Consider the following 16,854-nt stretch of genomic DNA (forward strand, 5'->3'; position numbering starts at 1 on the left):
CGTTACCATCGCGCGAAACCCCGGTGACGGCCTGCACATGGCCGCTACCCCTGTTCGGAGATGGTGCTGGATGAACAACTGGATCGGAGGAGCCGTGCTGCTTGCGTGCACGACCATGGCCAATGCGGCGACGCCGCAGCAGCTGCAGGACCTGGATGCCACCGTCGAGCGCGTGCGCGCGCAGTTCGACGTGCCCGGTATCGCCGTGGCCGTGGTCAAGGATGGGCAGGTGGTACTGGAGCGCGGCTGGGGCGTGCGTGAACTGGGCAAGCCGGCGCCGGTCGAGGCCGATACCCTGTTCGCCATCGCCTCCAACACCAAGGCCTTCACTGCCACCTCGCTGAATCTGCTGGCCGAGGACGGCAAGCTGAAGATGGACGACAAGGTGATCGATCACCTGCCATCGTTCCGCATGTCCGATCCGTTCGTGACCGGGCAGATGACGATCCGCGACCTGCTGTCGCATCGCAGCGGCCTGAGCCTGGGCGCGGGCGACCTGCTGTTCTGGCCGACCACGTCCTACAGCAATGCCGAAGTCGTGCAGCGCCTTGGCCAGGTGCCGCTGAAAGGTGGTTTCCGCGAGCGCTATGCCTACGACAACATCCTGTATGCGGTCGCCCAGCAGGTGATCGAGCACGTGTCGGGCATGAGCTACCAGCAGTTCCTGCAGACGCGCATCTTCGACAAGGTCGGCATGGCCGGCACGCGTTACAACGCCGATCACCTCAGGGCCGGCGACAACGCTGCGACCGGTCACGCCAAGTACGATTTCAAGGACCTGCGTACCGTTGCGCCGTTGACCTGGTCGAACAACGCCGGTGCCGGTGGCATCTATTCCAGTGCCCATGACATGGCACGCTGGATGCAGGTGCAGCTGGCCGAAGGCAAGCTGGCCGATGGCACGCCGCTGTTCACTGCCAAGAGCCAGCAGCAGATGTGGCAGATGATCACGCCGCAGACGATTCCGGCGCCAAGCGTGCCAGAGCTGGCGCCGGCGCGGGCCAACTTCGCCGGCTATGGCGAGGGCTGGAGCCTGAGCGACTATCGCGGGCAGAAGCTGGTCTGGCACACCGGTGGCTGGCCGGGCATGGTGTCGCGGCTGACGCTGGTGCCGGGCGAGAAGCTGGGCGTGGTGGTGCTGACCAACCAGGAAGTGGGTGCGGCGTTCAATGCGATCACGCTGAGCGTGCTCGATGCCTACCTGGGCGGTGAAAAGCACGACTGGGTGGATGCCTATGCCAAGGGCGTGGCCAAGGGCCAGGACAAGGCCGACGAAGCGTGGGCCAAGCACCAGGCGGAGCGTGACAAGGGCAGCAGGCCGTCGTTGCCGCTGGCCGGGTATGCGGCGACCTACCGCGACCGCTGGTATGGCGACATGGTCATCCGCGCGGAAGGCAAGGACCTGCGGCTGCGCTTCGCAAAGACGGCACAGCTGAGCGGCCGCCTGGAACACTGGCAGCACGACACCTTCATCGTGCGCTGGGATGATCGCTCGCTCAATGCCGATGCGTTCGTGAATTTCAGCCTGGACCCGGATGGAAACGTGCGCGAGGTGCGCATGCAGCCGATCTCCGACCTGACCGATTTCAGCTTCGACTTCCAGGATCTGCTGTTCACCCCGGTGAAATAACACCGCCGGGCATGGCGCGGCGCTACCGTTTGGCGGAGCGGATTGGTAGCGCCGGACCACGTCCGGCGAGCGCGTAGCGCGGTTGCAGGGGAGCCGCCGGGCATGGCCCGGCACTACCCGGAACCGGTGGTGTTCGTCGGCCGGCGTACACACGCCGCGTGGGATACTCCGCCGGCTATCGATGGCGAGGGAATGCGATGTTCCGTTGGTTTGAATCCCTGATTCCGGTGTTTCCGCCCATTGACGGGCGCATGCCGCCGCGCACCGTGGTGCCGTTCTACCTGCACTACCTGCGGCCGGTGTGGCCGGTGCTGCTGGCCACCCTGATCGCCGGCCTGCTGCTGGCGCTGGTGGAAGTGGCGATGTTCGATTTCCTCGGCCGCATCGTCGACATGGTTGCCGAGCAGCCGGGCGCGGGTTTCTTCCAGCGCCACGCCGATACCTTGGGCTGGATGCTGTTCATCACGGTCATCGCGCGCCCGATCCTGGTCGGCCTGCACAACCTGCTGGTCAACCAGGCCATCGTGCCGGGCCTGAGCAATCGCTCGCGCTGGCTGATGCACAACTACGTGGTGCGGCAGAGCCTGAGTTTCTTCCAGAACGACTTCGCCGGCAGCATGGCCAACCGGGTGATGCAGACCGGTACCTCGCTGCGCGAGTCGGCGGTGCAGATGGTCGATTCGCTGTGGTACATCGTGGTCTACACCGGCACCGCGCTGTACCTGTTCGCACAGGCCGACTGGCGGCTGATGGTGCCGCTGATCCTGTGGCTGCTGGCCTACGTGGTGATCATGATCTACTTCGTGCCGCGCGCGAAGGAACGCGCCTGGATCGCATCGGAGGCGCGCTCCAAGGCGATGGGACGCATCGTCGACGGCTACACCAACATTCCCACGCTGAAGCTGTTCGCCCATGGCGGCCGCGAGCAGGCCTATGTCGCCGATTCGATCCAGGAACTGGCGGTCAAGCACCGCGCGCAGACCCGGATCACCACCGGCATGGACCTGACCATCGCCATCGTCAACGGGTTCCTCATCGCCGGAACCTGCGGCCTGGCGTTGTGGTTGTGGAACGGCGGACACATCACCGTCGGCGCGATCACCCTGGCGACCGGCCTGGTGATCCGCATCCACAACATGTCCGGCTGGATCATGTGGACCATCAACGGCATCTTCGAAGACATTGGCACCGTGCAGGATGGCATCACCACCATCGCCCAGCCGCTGACCGTGCAGGACCGCGAGGATGCGGTACCGCTGCGGGTGACCCGTGGCGGCGTGCACTTCCAGGATGTCCATTTCCACTACGGCAAGAAGGGTGGCGTGATCGCTGGCCTGGAGCTGGTGGTGAAGCCGGGCGAGAAGATCGGCCTGGTCGGCCCGTCCGGTGCCGGCAAGTCGACGCTGGTGAACGTACTGCTGCGGCTGTACGACCTGGAAAGCGGTCGCATCCTGATCGACGACCAGGACATCGCCTACGTCACCCAGGAAAGCCTTCGCCAGCAGATCGGCGTGGTGACCCAGGACACCTCGCTGCTGCACCGCTCGATCCGCGACAACCTGCTGTACGGGCGCCCGGATGCCAGCGACGAGCAGCTGCGCGCGGCGGTGGCCAAGGCGCGCGCAGAGGCCTTCATCGATACGCTGGTCGACGGCGAAGGGCGTCGTGGCTACGACGCGCACGTCGGCGAGCGCGGCGTGAAGCTGTCCGGTGGCCAACGCCAGCGCATCGCCATTGCCCGTGTGCTGCTGAAGGACGCGCCGATCCTGGTGCTGGACGAGGCCACCTCGGCGCTGGACTCGGAAGTGGAAGCGGCGATCCAGGACAACCTGGACGAACTGATGGGTGGCAAGACGGTGATCGCGATCGCCCACCGCCTGTCGACCATCGCGCGGATGGACCGGCTGGTGGTGATGGACCAGGGCCGCATCGTCGAGACCGGTACCCATGCCGAGCTGATCGAGGCCGGTGGCCTGTACGCGCGCTTGTGGGCGCGGCAGACCGGTGGTTTCGTGGCGGCCGGGGAGTAGATCCACGCCATGCGTGGATGCACGGCTCGGAAGGCAATGCTCCACAGGGTTGGTTGAAAGGAACTGAGCTGATTTCTTGCTGCCAAGACCACAAACAGGTGCACCTTGAACATTACCGGCTTTCTGCTGATGGACTATGAGGGTGATGAAATCGAAGCGGATGCGCATGGCAGCAACATCGCCTTCCTCTGCTTCGACTGCGGGCATCCAGTCCTGGCCAGCGCATTGGATGAGCAGCGGGGCAGCGACGAGGAGCATCCGTCCAAATGCCGTGGCTGCGGTGCAGAGTATTTTCTCGATGTCCGGCCACACGCGGAAAAGCTCTACATCCATATGCTTTGAGCCGACGAGCATCCACGCATGGCGTGGATCTACTGCAGGATCCGGGTGGATCGGATGCGTCCGCGCACATGGAAACAAGAACGGCCCGGGTCTCCCCGGGCCGTTTTTATTCAACTCACACCCGATCGATCACTCGATCGGCTGGTCCAGCATCAGCTGGCGTGCGAAGCGCACCGGCGGTGCGCCGTAGGACAGCATCTGGTCGTGGTAGGCCTTCAGGTTGAACTTGTCACCCAGCTTGTCCTGCATCGCCTTGCGGGTGTCGAAGTGTTCCTGCGCACCGACGAAGTAGGTCGGCAGCTGTGCCGAGGTCAGCTGCGCGCGCACCCACTTGCCCGAGGCTTCGCTTTCCTGCTGGAAGGCGTCGTGGGTCATCAGGTGCATCGCCTTCTCGCGATCCCAGTTGTCCACGTGCACGCCTTGGTCGAGGATCGCGTTGGAGATCGTGCGCAGGTAGAACTTCAGCTGCACCAGGTGGAACAGCGGATCGTTGTTGAGATAACCCTGCTCCTGCATCATGCGCTCGGTGTAGACCGCCCAGCCTTCGGCGAACAGGCCCGAACGCAGCACGGCACGCAGGGTGGAGGGGAACTTGGCCGAGTGCCAGCCTTCCAGGTAGTGGCCCGGGGTGCCTTCGTGGATGCTCAGCAGGTGGATCATGCGCGAGTTGTACTCACGCAGGAACGAATCGACCTGCTTGTCGTTCCAGTCGTCCGGAATCGGCGAGACGGCGTAGAAGGTCTTCAGGTTCTTGTCCAGCGGGCCTGGCGAATCGCAGTAGGCCACGGCCACGCCACGCTGGAATTCCGGCATCAGGATGATGTCCACCGGCGCGTCGGGCAGGGTCATCAGGTCGTGCTCGCGGACGAACGCGGTGGACTGCTCCAGTGCGGCCTTGGCATCGTCGACCACCTTGTCGCGCGCCGGCTTGTCAGCGTAGGCCAGCTCCAGCGCGGCCTCGATCGCCTTCTGCTGCTGTTCGTCGCTCGGCTGCGCCGGCATGTCCGGTGCGCCGGGCTTGTCCTTCAGCACGGTCTGCGCGATGCCGTACATGTCCTCGCGCACGCGCTTCAGTTCGGCGCGCGCACGCTCACCGATCTCCTGCCGCGACAGCGAGGAATTCAGCGCGAACTTCAGCTTCTGGTCGTACTTTTCCGCACCGATGCGGAAGTCGCCCTTGGCGTTCGGCACCAGGGTCTTGTCCAGCCAGGTCTGCTGCTCGTCCACGGCCTTCTTCAGACCGTCGATGGCGGCCTGCAGGCGCTGCTGGTCGGCCTGCGGCAACTCGCCGATGTGCGGGGTGATGAAGGTATCGACGATGCTGAGGATGCCCTTGTTCTGCTTGGCCACGGTCTCGGCATGGATCTTCGGCACGCGTGCCGGATCCAGGTTTTCGCGGGCCTGGGCGAAGATCGCCGGCAGCTTTTCCATGCGCGCGGTGGCCGACTTCAGGCGCTCCGGCAGCGGCGCGAACTCGCGCGCCATCAGGCCGTAGATCGCGCTGCCGGCAATGCCGTTGTACAACTGCGGGTCCCACTTGCCGGACTGCATCACCTCGGCATTCCAGATTTCCGACTGCAGCTGGTTGCGCAGGATCGCGGCATCCACCTGGTTCTCGCGGCCGAGCTTGGCCACCTCGATCTTGTCCAGTTCGCCCAGCAGGCCCTTGTAGGCGTCCACGGTCTTCTGCTGGCCGGCCGCGCTCAGGTCGTCGATCTCGCTGTCATAGCGGTGGTCGCCGATCTGGGTGGCGCTGACCGGGGACAGCTGCATCCAGGTGTCCAGGGCACGCTTGGACAGGTCGGCGAAGGCGGCATCGACCGCCGCATCACCGGCCTGCTGGCTGGCGGCCGGGGTGGAACCGTTGGTCGGGGCATCGGCCGGCTGGCAACCGGCGAGGGCGGCGACGAGGGCGAGGGCAAGAAGATGCGGGCGCATCGGCATTCCTGTACGGGGTCAATCCCTGAGCATAGGCCCCCGGGGCTGCTTTGTCCCCGTGCCATAGGATTACCATGGACATACACAAGGACCCTCCAGCGGAGCGCAGGACATGGAATACCAGGGAAGCTGCCATTGCGGCAGGATCGCATTCACCGTGCAGGCTGATGCACCCATCAGGGACGTCATCGACTGCAACTGCTCGATGTGCCGCCGCCGCGGCAGCCTGCTCTGGTTCGCCCCGCGCGAGGCGTTCCAGCTGGGCACCGATGTCGCCGACGTGGCGACCTACCAGTTCAACACCCACAACATCGATCACCATCACTGCCGCGCGTGCGGCACCGCGCCGTACAGCGAGGCGGTGGATCCGCGCAGTGGTCTGCCGATGGTGGCGATCAACGTGCGCTGCCTGCCGCAGGTCGAGCTGGGTGGATTATCGATCACCTCGTTCGACGGAGCCTCGCGATGACGGCGCCTCGCATGTGGACGCGCGTGGTTATCGTGCCGGCATTGCTGCTGACGCTGGCGGCCTGTGCCAAGAACGGTGAGCGAGCGCAGGAGGCCGGTGCTGTCGCTGCCGATGCCGCTGTCGCTTCGCCGGAAGGCGCCTTCCTGGCCTATGAGCACGATGTGCAGGTGCAGCTGGAAGCGGCGCAGATCGCGCCGCGCATCCAGCAGGTCGCGCAGGCCTGCCAGAACGCGCAGTTCGGTGAGTGCGCGGTGCTGCAGGTGGATCAGCGCAGTGGCGAACAGCCCAGTGGCGAGGTCAAGGTACGCATCGCGCCGAAAGGCGTGGAATCGCTGATCGGCCTGGCCGGCGAAGGCGGCACGCTGCAGGCGCGCAACACGCGTGCCGAGGACCTGGCGCAGCAGGTGGCCGACACCGCGCTGACCAAGGCACGCCTGGAGAAGGAGCACGCGCGCCTGCTGTCCTACCAGGACCGTGGCGACCTGAAGATCGAAGATCTGATGGCGATCACCACCCGCCTGTCGGAGATCGAGGCGGGTGTGGAGCAGGCCAGCAAGGACGCCGCCCAGCAGCGCAGGCGCATCGATACCCAGCTGGTGACGATGCATTTCGACACCACCTCGGGCCAGCGCAGCCGCAGCGAGATCGGCGAAGCACTGAGCGAATCGGGCAGCATTCTCAGCACCAGCGTGGCATTCCTGATCCGTGCTGCGGCCGCTTTGCTGCCGGTGGGTCTGGTGGCGCTGGTGATGGCCTGGATCGTCCGTGCGCTGATCCGTCGTCGCCGCCGCAAAGCCTGATCGAAACCGCGCGATGCGCTCGCCGGTCGTGGACCGGCGCTACCGAGGTGCCTCGAGCATCGGGTAGCGCCGGGCCATGCCCGGCGGACGCTCAGCCTTCGTCGGTCTCGTATTCGACGAACACATCCAGTTCCAGCGCCAGTTCCTGCACCGCATCGCGCACTTTCTGCGCGGTGCTTTCGTTGCCCACTTCCACTTCCAGTTCGTGGGTACCCGGGCCGATGTCGTCGGACAGCCCGGCCGAGCTGGAATCATCGTCGTCCATGTGCGGCATCAGGTCGTCGGTCTCTTCGACGTGTTCGATGCCTTCCAGGCCGAGCAGCAGGTCGCTGATCGCACGGGCATCGTCTTCGGTTCCGGTAATTCGCAGTCGCAGCAGGGCCATGGCAGAAGCACGTTGTGGGGTTCGCCTGCAGCCTAGCCAGCGCCGGGCAAAGATCGGGTGAGGGCGCAGTCAGCCGGGTGTGCTCGGGCGCCCCAGCAGGCTGTCGGGCAACGCGGGAACCGGCGTGCGTTCGTCCTGCGCCTGGCCCAGCAACCAGTCGATGAACAGTCGCGCGGCAGGGCTGGGCGGCCGTCCTTCGGCATGCACCACGTAGTACGCGTAGCGTGCCTTCAGTGCAGGCCCTGGCAGGCGCACCAGCTCATAGCGCTGCAGATAGGGCTGGGCGACGTGGGTGCGCGCCAGCACCGCGCCCATGCCATACACCGCCGCGCGCATCGCGTCGGTACTGTCGGCGAAGGTGTGCATCGCCGGCAACGGCGACGGCGGGCGCACGCCGGCGTGGCGGAACCAGTCACGCCAGCCCTGTGGTGACAGATCACTGAGCAGCGGCAACTCAGCGATGCGTGCCGGATCTTCCAGGGCTTCGACACCGGGCAGCGCCGGGGACGCCACGGGAAAGAGGTTGTCATCCATCAGGTGCTGCGCGTGCAGTCCGGGCCACTGGCCCAGTCCATAACGGATGCCCACCTCCGGGCCGTTTTCGTCGTAGCGGTCCAGGCCACTGCCGGTGTGCAGCTCGATGCGGATGTGTGGATGGGCCTGGGTGAAACGCGGCAGCCGTGGCAACAGCCAGCAATACGACAATGAGCGCAGCGTAGAGATCCGCAGCGGCACGCTGTCCGCGTCCGGCTGCAGATGGTGGGCGACGGCGGCGACATCGGTGAACGCGGCGCTGGCGGCGTCGGCCAACTGCCGGCCCTCGGCCGTCAGGCGTACCCCACGCGCATGGCGCAGGAACAGGCGCGTGGCCAGCACCTCTTCCAGACGACGCACATGGTGGCTGACCGCGCTGGCGGTCAGATGCAGTTCCTGCGCCGCCTGGGCGAAGTTCTGATGGCGCGCGGCGACCGCGAACACGGCCAGTGCGGGGAGCAGAGAAGGGCGTAGCAGCATGTCCAGCCTCAAGCCATATTTGTGGCTGGCAGCGATACTACGCGCTTGTGCACCGGGCGTCTGCGGCCGATCCTGTGTGGCCAGACCAGCGCCACGTTGACGAACGGACACAGAAGATGAATGCGATATCCCAGGCGACCGAGCGTGATTGGCGCACACCGCTGGAATTGACCCTGCTCGGCGCGATCTGGGGCTGCTCGTTCCTGTTCATGCGCGTGGCGGTGCCCTCGTTCGGTCCGTTCGCCCTGGTCGAGGTGCGGCTGGTGCTGGGCGCACTGGTGCTGCTGCCGTTCCTGTGGCGCGCCCGCGCGCAGTTCCCGCCGCGCCGCTGGTTGTGGTTGGCGCCGATTGGTCTGGTCAATTCGGCATTGCCGTTCGTACTGTTCGCGTACGCCGCAGAGCGTGCGCCGGCGGCTATTGGGGCGATCTGCAATGCGATGACCGTGCTGTTCGCCGCGTTGATTGCGTTCCTGTTCTTCGGCGAGAAGATCGGTGTGCGCCGTGCGGGTGCGCTGCTGGTTGGCTTTGCCGGCGTGGTGGTGCTGGCCACGGCCAAGATCTCGGGCCTGAGCATTGGTACCGCGGTGCTGGCCGGTGCGGCGGCGTCCCTGCTGTACGGCCTGGGCGTGAACCTGGTGAAGCGGCACATGACCGGTCTGCCTTCGGCTGCGGCCGCCGCTGCCACGTTGTCGTGCGCCTCATTGTGGTTGTTGCCGATGGCGCTCACGCATCTGCCGCAGGGCCCGATTCCGGGCAAGGCATGGGGTGCGGCGATCGCACTGGGCGTGGTCTGCACCGGATTCGCCTTCCTGATGTTCTATCGCCTGATCGGCCGCATCGGCCCGTCGCGTGCGTCAACGGTGACCTACCTGGTGCCGTTGTTCGGTGCTGCGTTCGCCTGGTTGTTCCTGGGCGAAGCAGTGACGGTGCAGATGCTGATTGCCGGTGCGTTGATTCTGGGCAGCGTGGCGGTCAGCCAGAAGGGCTGAGGCTCATTGGCGCCCACGCATCGGTAGCGCCGGGCCATGCCCGGCGAGCCCTTTTCCGCGGCTGCGGGGAGGTGTCACTTTCTTTGCTCGTGCAAAGAAAGTAACCAAAGAAACACGCCGCCACACCGCGAGCCGCCGTGCTTTGCACGTCGGTGCCCTGCGCTTCTCGGCGAATCAGGGGACGGTGCCGAACTCGCTGCGCTCAGACATCGGCACCTCTTCGCCCCTGATTCCCCTGCGATGCTCGGCTCGCTCAAGGCGGACCCAGATCAAAGGCCACAGCTGCATCCAGTAGATCCACGCCATGCGTGGATGCATTTTCTGTTGATCTTGACCTTTCAGTCCGCCTTGAGCGAGCCGAGCATCGCAGGGGACCGACGTGCGAAGCACGGCGGCTCGCGGCCGGCGGAACGTTTCTTTTGGTTACTTTTCTTTGCGTACAAAGAAAAGTAACGCCCATGAACAGTGAAGCACCTTCAGCACGCGCCACGCGCAGAACCCGCGACGGCCTTACTTCACCGGCACCGGGATATTGCACAGGTCGATATGTCCCGCCGGGCGCTTGTAGAAGTCATCCACGCGGTTGCGACGCGCCTCCACCGTGTCGGCGAAGGTCTTCGAATCGGTGCGCAGCACCTGGATGGGGGTGCGCTCGGCCGCGGGCACGTCGCTGACGCGACGGATCGACACGATCGGCGTGCGCAGCTTCGGGTCAGCATAGAAGCCCATCGGTGCCGGTCCACGCGGGATCGCGCTGAGCAGTTCCATGCCCTTCAGCACGCGGCCGACCAGGGTGATGTTGCGGTCCAGCTGGCGCGGCGATTGGCCGGTCACCACGTAGAGTTCTGCACCGATGCTGCTGTCCTCTTCGTTGCTGCGGCCCGCACCCAGCATGCCGTAGCAGTGCGCCAGCCAGGCCTTGCCGGCCTGCGGGTCCTGACCGACCGGGAAGCCGTCGACGAAGCCGGTCTGCGCTGCCCAGCCATCGCGATCCGGCAGCACGCTCACCTTCAAGCCGGTATTGGCACGCTCGAACTCGGCTGGCAGCTTGCGCGCGGCGCTGCCGAACGGCTTGGCCTTGGCTGCATCGTCGGCGTCGGCATCGCCGAACTGCACCACGAAGTTGTCCTGCGAGCGGTAGATGCTGGTGCCGTCCCAGAAGTGCTCGTGGGCGAAGGTCTGGATGTTGGCGACATGGCGCGGGGCGAACTGCGGCGCCAGCTCGATGATCACCCGCCCGGCCGGCAGGTCCATGTAGAGCAGGTTGGCCGGGTCCGGCGTGCGCCAGTCGCTGGCCGCCGATGTGTCGAGGATCTGCTGCGGGCTGCGGTAGGGCGTGGCCGCGCTGGCCATGGCGGGCAGCAGGCAGGCCAGGGCGAGGGTGGTCAGGGCAGGACGGCGACGGTGCGGCATGGGAACCCCGGAACATGAACGAGGCCTCGATTCTGCGCGAGAGTGCGCGCCTGCGCTACGCTGACGTGCTGGCCCCATCCATGCGCGTGCGGCACGATGGTCTTTCTCTCGATGGAGGCACGGGATAGTGATGCCGCACTTTGAAGCGCCCGAAGCCGCACTGCGCGCGATGATCGACCGGATCCTTGTGGGGATCGTCGATGAAGATGTGGACCGTCTGCGCTGGTTGCAGACGTTGTCGCCGCGAGGGCTGTTCAATCTGGATGAGCGGCGACGCAGTTGGTGGGCCCCCAACGATGATGGCCTGCTCGCCCGCCTGCAGGCCTGTCCGGATGCGCCGGTTGAAGTGCAGACGGTGGCGCTGTTCCTGGCAGGCTCGGATGGCAATGGTCACACGCGCGAAGCCGCGTTGCGGATGATGCGCTCGGTGCCCAGCCATCTCACCTTGTCCTGTGCCTTGCTCCGCTGCAATGACTGGGTAGCCGAAGTGCGTGTGGTAGCGCAGGAGGTGGTGATGTCCCTGCTCGCGCAATGCCCGGTGCATGACGTGCTGACTGCCTGGCCGATTGCCGTCCGCTTGCGGGACACACAGCGCGTGCAACGCGATTGGCTCGAGGGCAGCCTGTATGCTTGGCTGTCATTGCCCTCCGCTCAGGCCGTGCTGGAAGGGCTGCTGGGTCATCCAGATGCACGAACCCGGCTGGCAGCCTACGCCGTGGCCCTTCAGATCCATCCGGACCTGGCGGAACTGCGCGCACACGCGCTGTTGGACGGTGATCCACATGTCTCGCACCTGGCGCTTGACCATCTTCTGGAACACGGCGAGCCGGCACAGGTCGAAGCGCAGTGCGCGCTAGCATTGTCCGCTCCCTCGAGCAGGGTACGTGGCGCGGCACTGCGTGCGCTGGTCGAACGCGAAGTACCTGGACTCGATGCGTACATCGAAGCCGCCGCGTTCGACCGTTCGCGCAGCGTGCGCAGGTTGGCGGCGTGGCTGCTTCAACAGCGTCAGGCTACCCCTGCAATCACATTGTGGCGCGATGAGCTCAGGCACCGTACGCGCGGGCGTTGGCGCCAGGCGTTGGAGGCACTGGGCGATTACGCCGAGGCCGGGGATGCGCCTGCATTGCGCAGCCTGTTGCCCCAGGTATCGGCGCGCCATCGACGCAACTGCCTGCGCGGCTGGCTGCGGGCCGAGGACGGTGCCAGCCTGGACTGGCTGCGAGCCGCACTGGAGGAGCAAGGGCGGACCGTGAGCACGCTGCGGGCCCGCGCGACAGCACTGTGGGCCGCGGAGCTGGATCCGGTCCGGCTGATGGCGTTCTGCCACGATGGTCCTTCTACCGTGGCACAGGCAGGCCTGCTGAATCAGTTGATCAGGTTGCCCCTTTGGCAGCACCTCGATCTACTGCTGGACGCGGTGCCGCAGCGCACCGATGAGCAAGCCTGGCACCTGCGGTTGGTGGAGAACTGGCTTCGGGTGAGCCAGCACTACTCACCGTTGGGGGCTCCCCGCCGGCAGGCATTGACCAGCCGGCTTGAAGAGGGCAGGCACACCCTGCCGGAATCAGTCGCCGCGCAGGTGCTCGCGTCGGTACGTCGGGCCTGAATGCGCCTCGCCAACCGGCAGAGTGACTAACGACACATTCGCTATACCGAACTTCGCACTACTGTGGACTTCAACGTAGTGGAGGGCCGGTCATGTCCGAAGACGATGTCCACCTGAAGAAGTTCCAGAAGGAGCTCAGCGCCGGCACGGTCTCGTTGGCCCTGCTGGCGGTGCTGGCCCGCGCCGGGGAGCCGCTGTACGGCTACCTGATCGCCAAGGAGCTGGAGCGCGTGGGCGAGGGCGTGCTCAGCGGCAAGCAGAGCGCGCTGTACCCGGTGCTGCGCAACCTGGAGGGCGCTGGTCTGCTGGAGAGCCATGTGGAGCCGTCCAGCAGCGGGCCGCCGCGCCGCTACTACCGCATCAACGCGCGTGGCCGGGAGGTGCTGGAACAATGGCGCCAGGCGTGGCGCGACACCCGTGATTCCGTCGATTCCGTGTTGGAGGGGGTACCGCAATGAACGACCTGAACCTGGCAGGCAACAGTCTGCCCAGCACCATTCCGCAGTACCTGGCGCAGTTGCGTGCGGCGCTGGACGGTGCCGATCCGGCGATGGTGCAGGACGCCCTGTACGACGCCGAGGAATACCTGCGCTCTGAACTGGCGGCGCAACCCGGCCGCAGCGAAGCCGAGGTCATCGCCGATGTCGCCGGCAGCTACGGTGCACCGGACGAGGTGGCGGAGATCTATCGCGAAACCGAGCTCACGGTGAACCGCGCGCTGCGTACGCCGCGGGCCGACACGGGCCCGGTGCTGCGTGCAGCGGCCGAGGCCAGCGGTGCTGCACCGGCGGCGCAGCCGGCCGCCCCCGTGCAACGCTCGCTGCTGGCGCGCTTCTTCGGCGTGGTGACCGACCCGCACACCTACGGCGCGCTGTTCTACATGCTGTTGTCGCTGGCCACCGGCATCTTCTTCTTCACCTGGGTGGTCACCGGCCTGTCGCTGTCGCTGGGCCTGCTGATCCTGATCATCGGCGTTCCGTTGACCGTGCTGTTCTTCGGCTCGGTGCGTGGACTGGCGTTGCTGGAGGGGCGGCTGGTGGAAGCGCTGCTGGGTGAGCGCATGCCGCGCCGGCCGCAGTACACCGACCGCAGCCGCAGCTGGCTGCAGCGTATCGGCGACATGTTCACCGATGGCCGCACCTGGCTGACCCTGCTGTACTTCGTGCTGATGCTGCCGTTGGGCATCATCTACTTCACCATCGCGGTGACCCTGCTGTCGCTGTCGCTGGGTTTGATCTGGGCGCCGGTGGCGGCGATCTTCAGTGGCGACATCCCCGGCATCTACATCAACGACGTGAACGTGCTGCCGATGGCGGCCTCGCCGCTGGTGGCCATCGTGGTTGCAGCGGTGGGCGTGTTGCTGCTGCTGCTGACGATGCACCTGGCACGCGGCATCGGCAAGCTGCACGGCATGCTGGCCAAGAACCTGCTGGTGCGGTTGTAAGCGGGAGCCCACGCTCTGGTAGGTGCCAACCTTGGTTGGCACGATGCCGCCGGCATCGGGATTCACGGCAGAGCGCCAACCAAGGTTGGCATCTACCAAGAGCATGCCGGCCAGCGGCCGGCACTACCGGAAGCAGGGCGGGTTAACCCGCCTTGCGGCGCAGCGGGGTGACGTTGCTCTTCTTCTTCGTGGCCTTCGCTGCCGGTGCTTCGGCATGCGCGGCGAAGAAGTCACGCACCTTCGGGTAGACCACTTCGCGCCAGCGGCGGCCGCTGAAGATGCCGTAGTGGCCGGCACCATCGACGATGAAGTGTTCACGGCGTTCTGCCGGAATGCCGCTGCACAGGGCCTGCGCCGCTTCGGTCTGGCCGAGCCCGGCGATATCGTCCAGTTCGCCTTCAATGCTCAGCAGCGCGGTATCGCGGATCGCCGACGGATCGACCTTCTCGCCGTTGACCACCCACTCGCCACGCGGCAGCAGGAAGTCCTGGAACACCACGGAAATGGTGTCCAGGTAGTACTTGGCCGGCATGTCCAGCACGGCGTTGTACTCGTCGTAGAAATTGCGATGCGCGTCGGCATCCTCCAGGTCGCCCTTCACCAGGTCGGTGTAGAAATCCCAGTGCGAACTGAAGTGGCGGCTGGGGTTCATCGACAGGAAGCCGGCGTGCTGCAGGAAGCCGGGATACACGCGGCGACCGGCACCGGGATAGCTGGCCGGCACGGTGTGGATGACATTGTTCTCGAACCACGACAGCGGGTTCTGCGTGGCCAGGTTGTTGACCGCGGTCGGGCTGCAGCGCGCATCGATCGGGCCGCCCATCATCACCAGCGTGCGCGGCGTCGGTTCACCGCGGCTGGCCATCAATGACACCGCGGCCAGCACCGGTACGGTCGGCTGGCAGACACTGACCACGTGCAGGCGCTCGACGCCGAGATGGCGGATGAACTCCTGGATGTAGGCGATGTAATCGTCCAGCCCGAACTCGCCTTCGCTACCGGGCACCATGCGCGCGTCAACCCAGTCGGTCACGTACACACGGTGGTCGCGCAGCAGCGTGCGCACGGTATCGCGCAGCAGCGTGGCATGGTGGCCGGACAACGGCGCCACCACCAGCACAAACGGCTGGTTGAGCATGGTGTGCAGCTGGTCGGCTTCATTGCTGTGGCGCTTGAAGCGCAGCAGCTTGCAGAACGGCTTGCTGAGTTCCTCGTGCACCACGATCGGCACGCGCTCGCCCTCGACCTCGATTTCGTTGATGCCCCATTCGGGCTTCTCGTAATCCTTGCCGATGCGGTGGAACAGCTCATTGACCGCCGCCAGGCGATCAGCGCCGGGCATCTGCGACCACCAGTGTCCCTGGTTGGCGAAGAACTTGGCGTTGGCCTGGGCCTGGTGCACCCAGGGGGCGAGCAGGTTGCGGGTCAGTTCGTGCAGTTGATAGAGCATGCCGACCGAATATGTATGGTCTTATGTTGCCGCGCAGCATAGCGCATCCGGCTGTCCCGGACGTTAAGCGGCGCCATTGGCGCCATTCAGCGCGCCGCCTGCTCCAGCGCGGCCGCTTCACCGGCCAGTGCTGGTCCCAGCCAGAGATGGGACCCGACCGCCTGCAGGCCTTGGCGCGTCAGTTCGCGCCGGTACCAGCGGGCCGGACGCGACTGGAAGCCGTCATGGTCGCCCTCGAATTCATCTTCGGCGGCGAAGGTCTCCAGGAATGCCACGCCTGCGGTCAGCTCGGCGACACCGGCCAGGCCCGCGCGCAGTTCGCGGTTGGGCACGTAGTGCATCACGTCCGAACAGACCAGCAGGTCGACCGGGGCGCAGGGCCGCAGCCAGGCGAAATCGCCGAAGCTGGCCAGGTGCAGGTTGCGGGTCCGGCCGTAGCGGCGCACAGCGTACTCGCTGCTGTCGAAACCGAGGTAGTCGACCTTCGGACGCAGTTTCAGCAGCGGCGCGCGCCAGGCGCCTTCGCCGCAGCCGATGTCCAGCACGCTGCGGATCGGTCGTTCCAGGTAGTACTCGGCCGTGGCCACGGCGAGGGCGACCTTGCGCGCCAGGCGCGCGCTGCCACCGATGTCGGCGCGGCGGTACCAGCGTTGGAAATAGGCGGCGTCGTAGGTCTTGTCCATGGCGTTCGGCTGCAGTCGTGAAATCGGCGCCTATCGTACGGCGTTGCAGCACACCATGCGTCGATGTGTCGCGGCGGTTGCACGTGGGGTGGCCTTGCCACGGCATGCGAGAATGGCGGACATCCACGCCAGCCGCCGGAGCGAGCGCATGCAGAGCTACTACTGGGTCAAGACCTTCCACATCGTGTTCGTGGTGGCGTGGATGGCCACGGTGTTCTACCTGCCGCGCATCCTGGTGAACCTGTCCGAGACGGCGGGGCAGCCGGCGGTGGTCGAGCGCCTGCAGCTGATGGGCATGCGCCTGTACCGCTTCGGCCATTCGATGTTCGGCCTGGCGTTCGTGCTCGGCCTTGTGTTGTGGCTGGGCTACAAGGTGATTCCGGACTTCCCGACCATGGTCGCCCCGGGCGGCGCGGGCTGGCTGCATGCCAAGCTGGGCCTGGTGGTGGTGCTGCTGGCGTACTTCATCTGGATCGGGCGCCTGCTCAAGGGTGTGGCCAAGGGCAGGGCGCTGCCGTCCTCGCGCGCGCTGCGCTGGATCAACGAAATTCCGCTGTTGGCGTTCATTCCGATCGTATGGCTGGTACTGGCCAAGCCGTTCTGAGGGGCGTCACTTGGATCCAGTAGATCCACGCCATGCGTGGATGCTGTGCGAGGT

At 65.9% G+C, this 16,854-nt stretch carries 17 protein-coding genes; 10 read left to right on the forward strand and 7 right to left on the reverse strand.

The genetic code is table 11. From position 1 onward, the window contains the following. Window positions 1-70 precede the first annotated feature (70 nt). From AC13GI_RS00940 to AC13GI_RS00950, 3 genes are all read left to right on the forward strand, one after another. Window positions 71-1,630: a serine hydrolase gene (locus AC13GI_RS00940; RefSeq protein ID WP_482995251.1), complete on the forward strand. Its 1,560-nt coding sequence runs from the start codon at window positions 71-73 to the stop codon at window positions 1,628-1,630. Window positions 1,631-1,827: 197 nt separating this feature from the next. Next, entirely contained in the window at window positions 1,828-3,660 is a 1,833-nt protein-coding gene (gene smrA, locus AC13GI_RS00945) for a multidrug efflux ABC transporter SmrA (protein ID WP_099821453.1), read from the forward strand. 105 nt (window positions 3,661-3,765) lie between these two features. Then, a complete protein-coding gene (locus AC13GI_RS00950; protein WP_482995252.1) occupies window positions 3,766-4,002 on the forward strand; it encodes a hypothetical protein in 237 nt (78 codons plus the stop codon). A gap of 129 nt (window positions 4,003-4,131) precedes the next feature. Here the strand turns inward: AC13GI_RS00950 and AC13GI_RS00955 are convergent, their stop codons facing one another. Continuing rightward, window positions 4,132-5,940: a DUF885 domain-containing protein gene (locus tag AC13GI_RS00955; protein ID WP_180164140.1), complete on the reverse strand. Its 1,809-nt coding sequence runs from the start codon at window positions 5,938-5,940 to the stop codon at window positions 4,132-4,134. 112 nt (window positions 5,941-6,052) lie between these two features. Between AC13GI_RS00955 and AC13GI_RS00960 the strand changes: the two genes are divergently transcribed. After that, window positions 6,053-6,409, forward strand: coding sequence for a GFA family protein (locus AC13GI_RS00960; protein ID WP_099821450.1), 357 nt, complete (start codon window positions 6,053-6,055; stop codon window positions 6,407-6,409). Next, window positions 6,406-7,209, forward strand: a complete 804-nt coding sequence (locus tag AC13GI_RS00965; RefSeq protein WP_482995253.1) for a DUF4349 domain-containing protein — start codon at window positions 6,406-6,408, stop codon at window positions 7,207-7,209. The genes AC13GI_RS00960 and AC13GI_RS00965 overlap by 4 nt, the downstream gene beginning before the upstream one ends. Window positions 7,210-7,300: 91 nt before the next feature. Here the strand turns inward: AC13GI_RS00965 and AC13GI_RS00970 are convergent, their stop codons facing one another. Both AC13GI_RS00970 and AC13GI_RS00975 read right to left on the reverse strand, forming a co-directional pair. Continuing rightward, window positions 7,301-7,594, reverse strand: a complete 294-nt coding sequence (locus tag AC13GI_RS00970; protein WP_025877698.1) for a hypothetical protein — start codon at window positions 7,592-7,594, stop codon at window positions 7,301-7,303. Window positions 7,595-7,663: 69 nt separating this feature from the next. Beyond that, window positions 7,664-8,608 carry a LysR substrate-binding domain-containing protein gene (locus AC13GI_RS00975; RefSeq protein WP_482995254.1) on the reverse strand — a complete coding sequence of 315 codons (945 nt, stop codon included), beginning with the start codon at window positions 8,606-8,608 and terminating at the stop codon, window positions 7,664-7,666. A 116-nt stretch (window positions 8,609-8,724) separates the two neighbouring features. On the opposite strand from AC13GI_RS00975, the gene AC13GI_RS00980 reads away from it, so the two are divergent. Continuing rightward, a complete protein-coding gene (locus AC13GI_RS00980) occupies window positions 8,725-9,597 on the forward strand; it encodes a DMT family transporter (protein WP_180164144.1) in 873 nt (290 codons plus the stop codon). A gap of 174 nt (window positions 9,598-9,771) precedes the next feature. Here AC13GI_RS00980 and AC13GI_RS00985 read toward each other — a convergent pair whose 3' ends face one another. Then, window positions 9,772-9,903: a hypothetical protein gene (locus AC13GI_RS00985; protein ID WP_482995255.1), complete on the reverse strand. Its 132-nt coding sequence runs from the start codon at window positions 9,901-9,903 to the stop codon at window positions 9,772-9,774. Window positions 9,904-10,107: 204 nt separating this feature from the next. Next, window positions 10,108-11,010: a peptidylprolyl isomerase gene (locus AC13GI_RS00990; RefSeq protein ID WP_482995256.1), complete on the reverse strand. Its 903-nt coding sequence runs from the start codon at window positions 11,008-11,010 to the stop codon at window positions 10,108-10,110. A gap of 130 nt (window positions 11,011-11,140) precedes the next feature. Here AC13GI_RS00990 and AC13GI_RS00995 point away from each other — a divergent pair, with 130 nt between their 5' ends. The 3 genes from AC13GI_RS00995 to AC13GI_RS01005 all read left to right on the forward strand — a co-directional run bounded on the left by AC13GI_RS00995 (window position 11,141) and on the right by AC13GI_RS01005 (window position 14,063). Continuing rightward, entirely contained in the window at window positions 11,141-12,619 is a 1,479-nt protein-coding gene (locus AC13GI_RS00995; protein ID WP_482995257.1) for a hypothetical protein, read from the forward strand. Between the two features lie 92 nt (window positions 12,620-12,711). After that, window positions 12,712-13,077, forward strand: coding sequence for a PadR family transcriptional regulator (locus AC13GI_RS01000; RefSeq protein ID WP_099821443.1), 366 nt, complete (start codon window positions 12,712-12,714; stop codon window positions 13,075-13,077). Continuing rightward, window positions 13,074-14,063: a sensor domain-containing protein gene (locus AC13GI_RS01005; protein WP_482995258.1), complete on the forward strand. Its 990-nt coding sequence runs from the start codon at window positions 13,074-13,076 to the stop codon at window positions 14,061-14,063. The genes AC13GI_RS01000 and AC13GI_RS01005 overlap by 4 nt, the downstream gene beginning before the upstream one ends. Before the next feature lie 142 nt (window positions 14,064-14,205). Here AC13GI_RS01005 and AC13GI_RS01010 read toward each other — a convergent pair whose 3' ends face one another. Both AC13GI_RS01010 and AC13GI_RS01015 read right to left on the reverse strand, forming a co-directional pair. After that, window positions 14,206-15,513 (reverse strand): polyhydroxyalkanoate depolymerase, encoded by a 1,308-nt coding sequence (locus tag AC13GI_RS01010; RefSeq protein ID WP_089239819.1) that lies wholly within the window; start codon window positions 15,511-15,513, stop codon window positions 14,206-14,208. Window positions 15,514-15,599: 86 nt separating this feature from the next. Further along, window positions 15,600-16,196, reverse strand: coding sequence for a class I SAM-dependent DNA methyltransferase (locus tag AC13GI_RS01015; RefSeq protein WP_482995259.1), 597 nt, complete (start codon window positions 16,194-16,196; stop codon window positions 15,600-15,602). 148 nt (window positions 16,197-16,344) lie between these two features. Here AC13GI_RS01015 and AC13GI_RS01020 point away from each other — a divergent pair, with 148 nt between their 5' ends. Then, entirely contained in the window at window positions 16,345-16,800 is a 456-nt protein-coding gene (locus AC13GI_RS01020) for a CopD family protein (RefSeq protein ID WP_025877688.1), read from the forward strand. The last annotated feature ends 54 nt before the right edge of the window (window positions 16,801-16,854 follow it).

It is taken from the genome of Stenotrophomonas sp. 82F1, from assembly GCF_056861525.1.

Bases quoted from the DNA above. Each gene is read 5' to 3' on its own strand.
- AC13GI_RS00940 (WP_482995251.1), top strand. From the start codon at position 71: ATGAACAACTGGATCGGAGGAGCCGTGCTGCTTGCGTGCACGACCATG.
- smrA (WP_099821453.1), top strand. From the start codon at position 1,828: ATGTTCCGTTGGTTTGAATCCCTGATTCCGGTGTTTCCGCCCATTGAC.
- AC13GI_RS00955 (WP_180164140.1), bottom strand. From the start codon at position 5,940: ATGCGCCCGCATCTTCTTGCCCTCGCCCTCGTCGCCGCCCTCGCCGGT.
- AC13GI_RS00960 (WP_099821450.1), top strand. From the start codon at position 6,053: ATGGAATACCAGGGAAGCTGCCATTGCGGCAGGATCGCATTCACCGTG.
- AC13GI_RS00965 (WP_482995253.1), top strand. From the start codon at position 6,406: ATGACGGCGCCTCGCATGTGGACGCGCGTGGTTATCGTGCCGGCATTG.
- AC13GI_RS00970 (WP_025877698.1), bottom strand. From the start codon at position 7,594: ATGGCCCTGCTGCGACTGCGAATTACCGGAACCGAAGACGATGCCCGT.
- AC13GI_RS00975 (WP_482995254.1), bottom strand. From the start codon at position 8,608: ATGCTGCTACGCCCTTCTCTGCTCCCCGCACTGGCCGTGTTCGCGGTC.
- AC13GI_RS00980 (WP_180164144.1), top strand. From the start codon at position 8,725: ATGAATGCGATATCCCAGGCGACCGAGCGTGATTGGCGCACACCGCTG.
- AC13GI_RS00985 (WP_482995255.1), bottom strand. From the start codon at position 9,903: ATGGCGTGGATCTACTGGATGCAGCTGTGGCCTTTGATCTGGGTCCGC.
- AC13GI_RS00990 (WP_482995256.1), bottom strand. From the start codon at position 11,010: ATGCCGCACCGTCGCCGTCCTGCCCTGACCACCCTCGCCCTGGCCTGC.
- AC13GI_RS00995 (WP_482995257.1), top strand. From the start codon at position 11,141: ATGCCGCACTTTGAAGCGCCCGAAGCCGCACTGCGCGCGATGATCGAC.
- AC13GI_RS01000 (WP_099821443.1), top strand. From the start codon at position 12,712: ATGTCCGAAGACGATGTCCACCTGAAGAAGTTCCAGAAGGAGCTCAGC.
- AC13GI_RS01005 (WP_482995258.1), top strand. From the start codon at position 13,074: ATGAACGACCTGAACCTGGCAGGCAACAGTCTGCCCAGCACCATTCCG.
- AC13GI_RS01010 (WP_089239819.1), bottom strand. From the start codon at position 15,513: ATGCTCTATCAACTGCACGAACTGACCCGCAACCTGCTCGCCCCCTGG.
- AC13GI_RS01015 (WP_482995259.1), bottom strand. From the start codon at position 16,196: ATGGACAAGACCTACGACGCCGCCTATTTCCAACGCTGGTACCGCCGC.
- AC13GI_RS01020 (WP_025877688.1), top strand. From the start codon at position 16,345: ATGCAGAGCTACTACTGGGTCAAGACCTTCCACATCGTGTTCGTGGTG.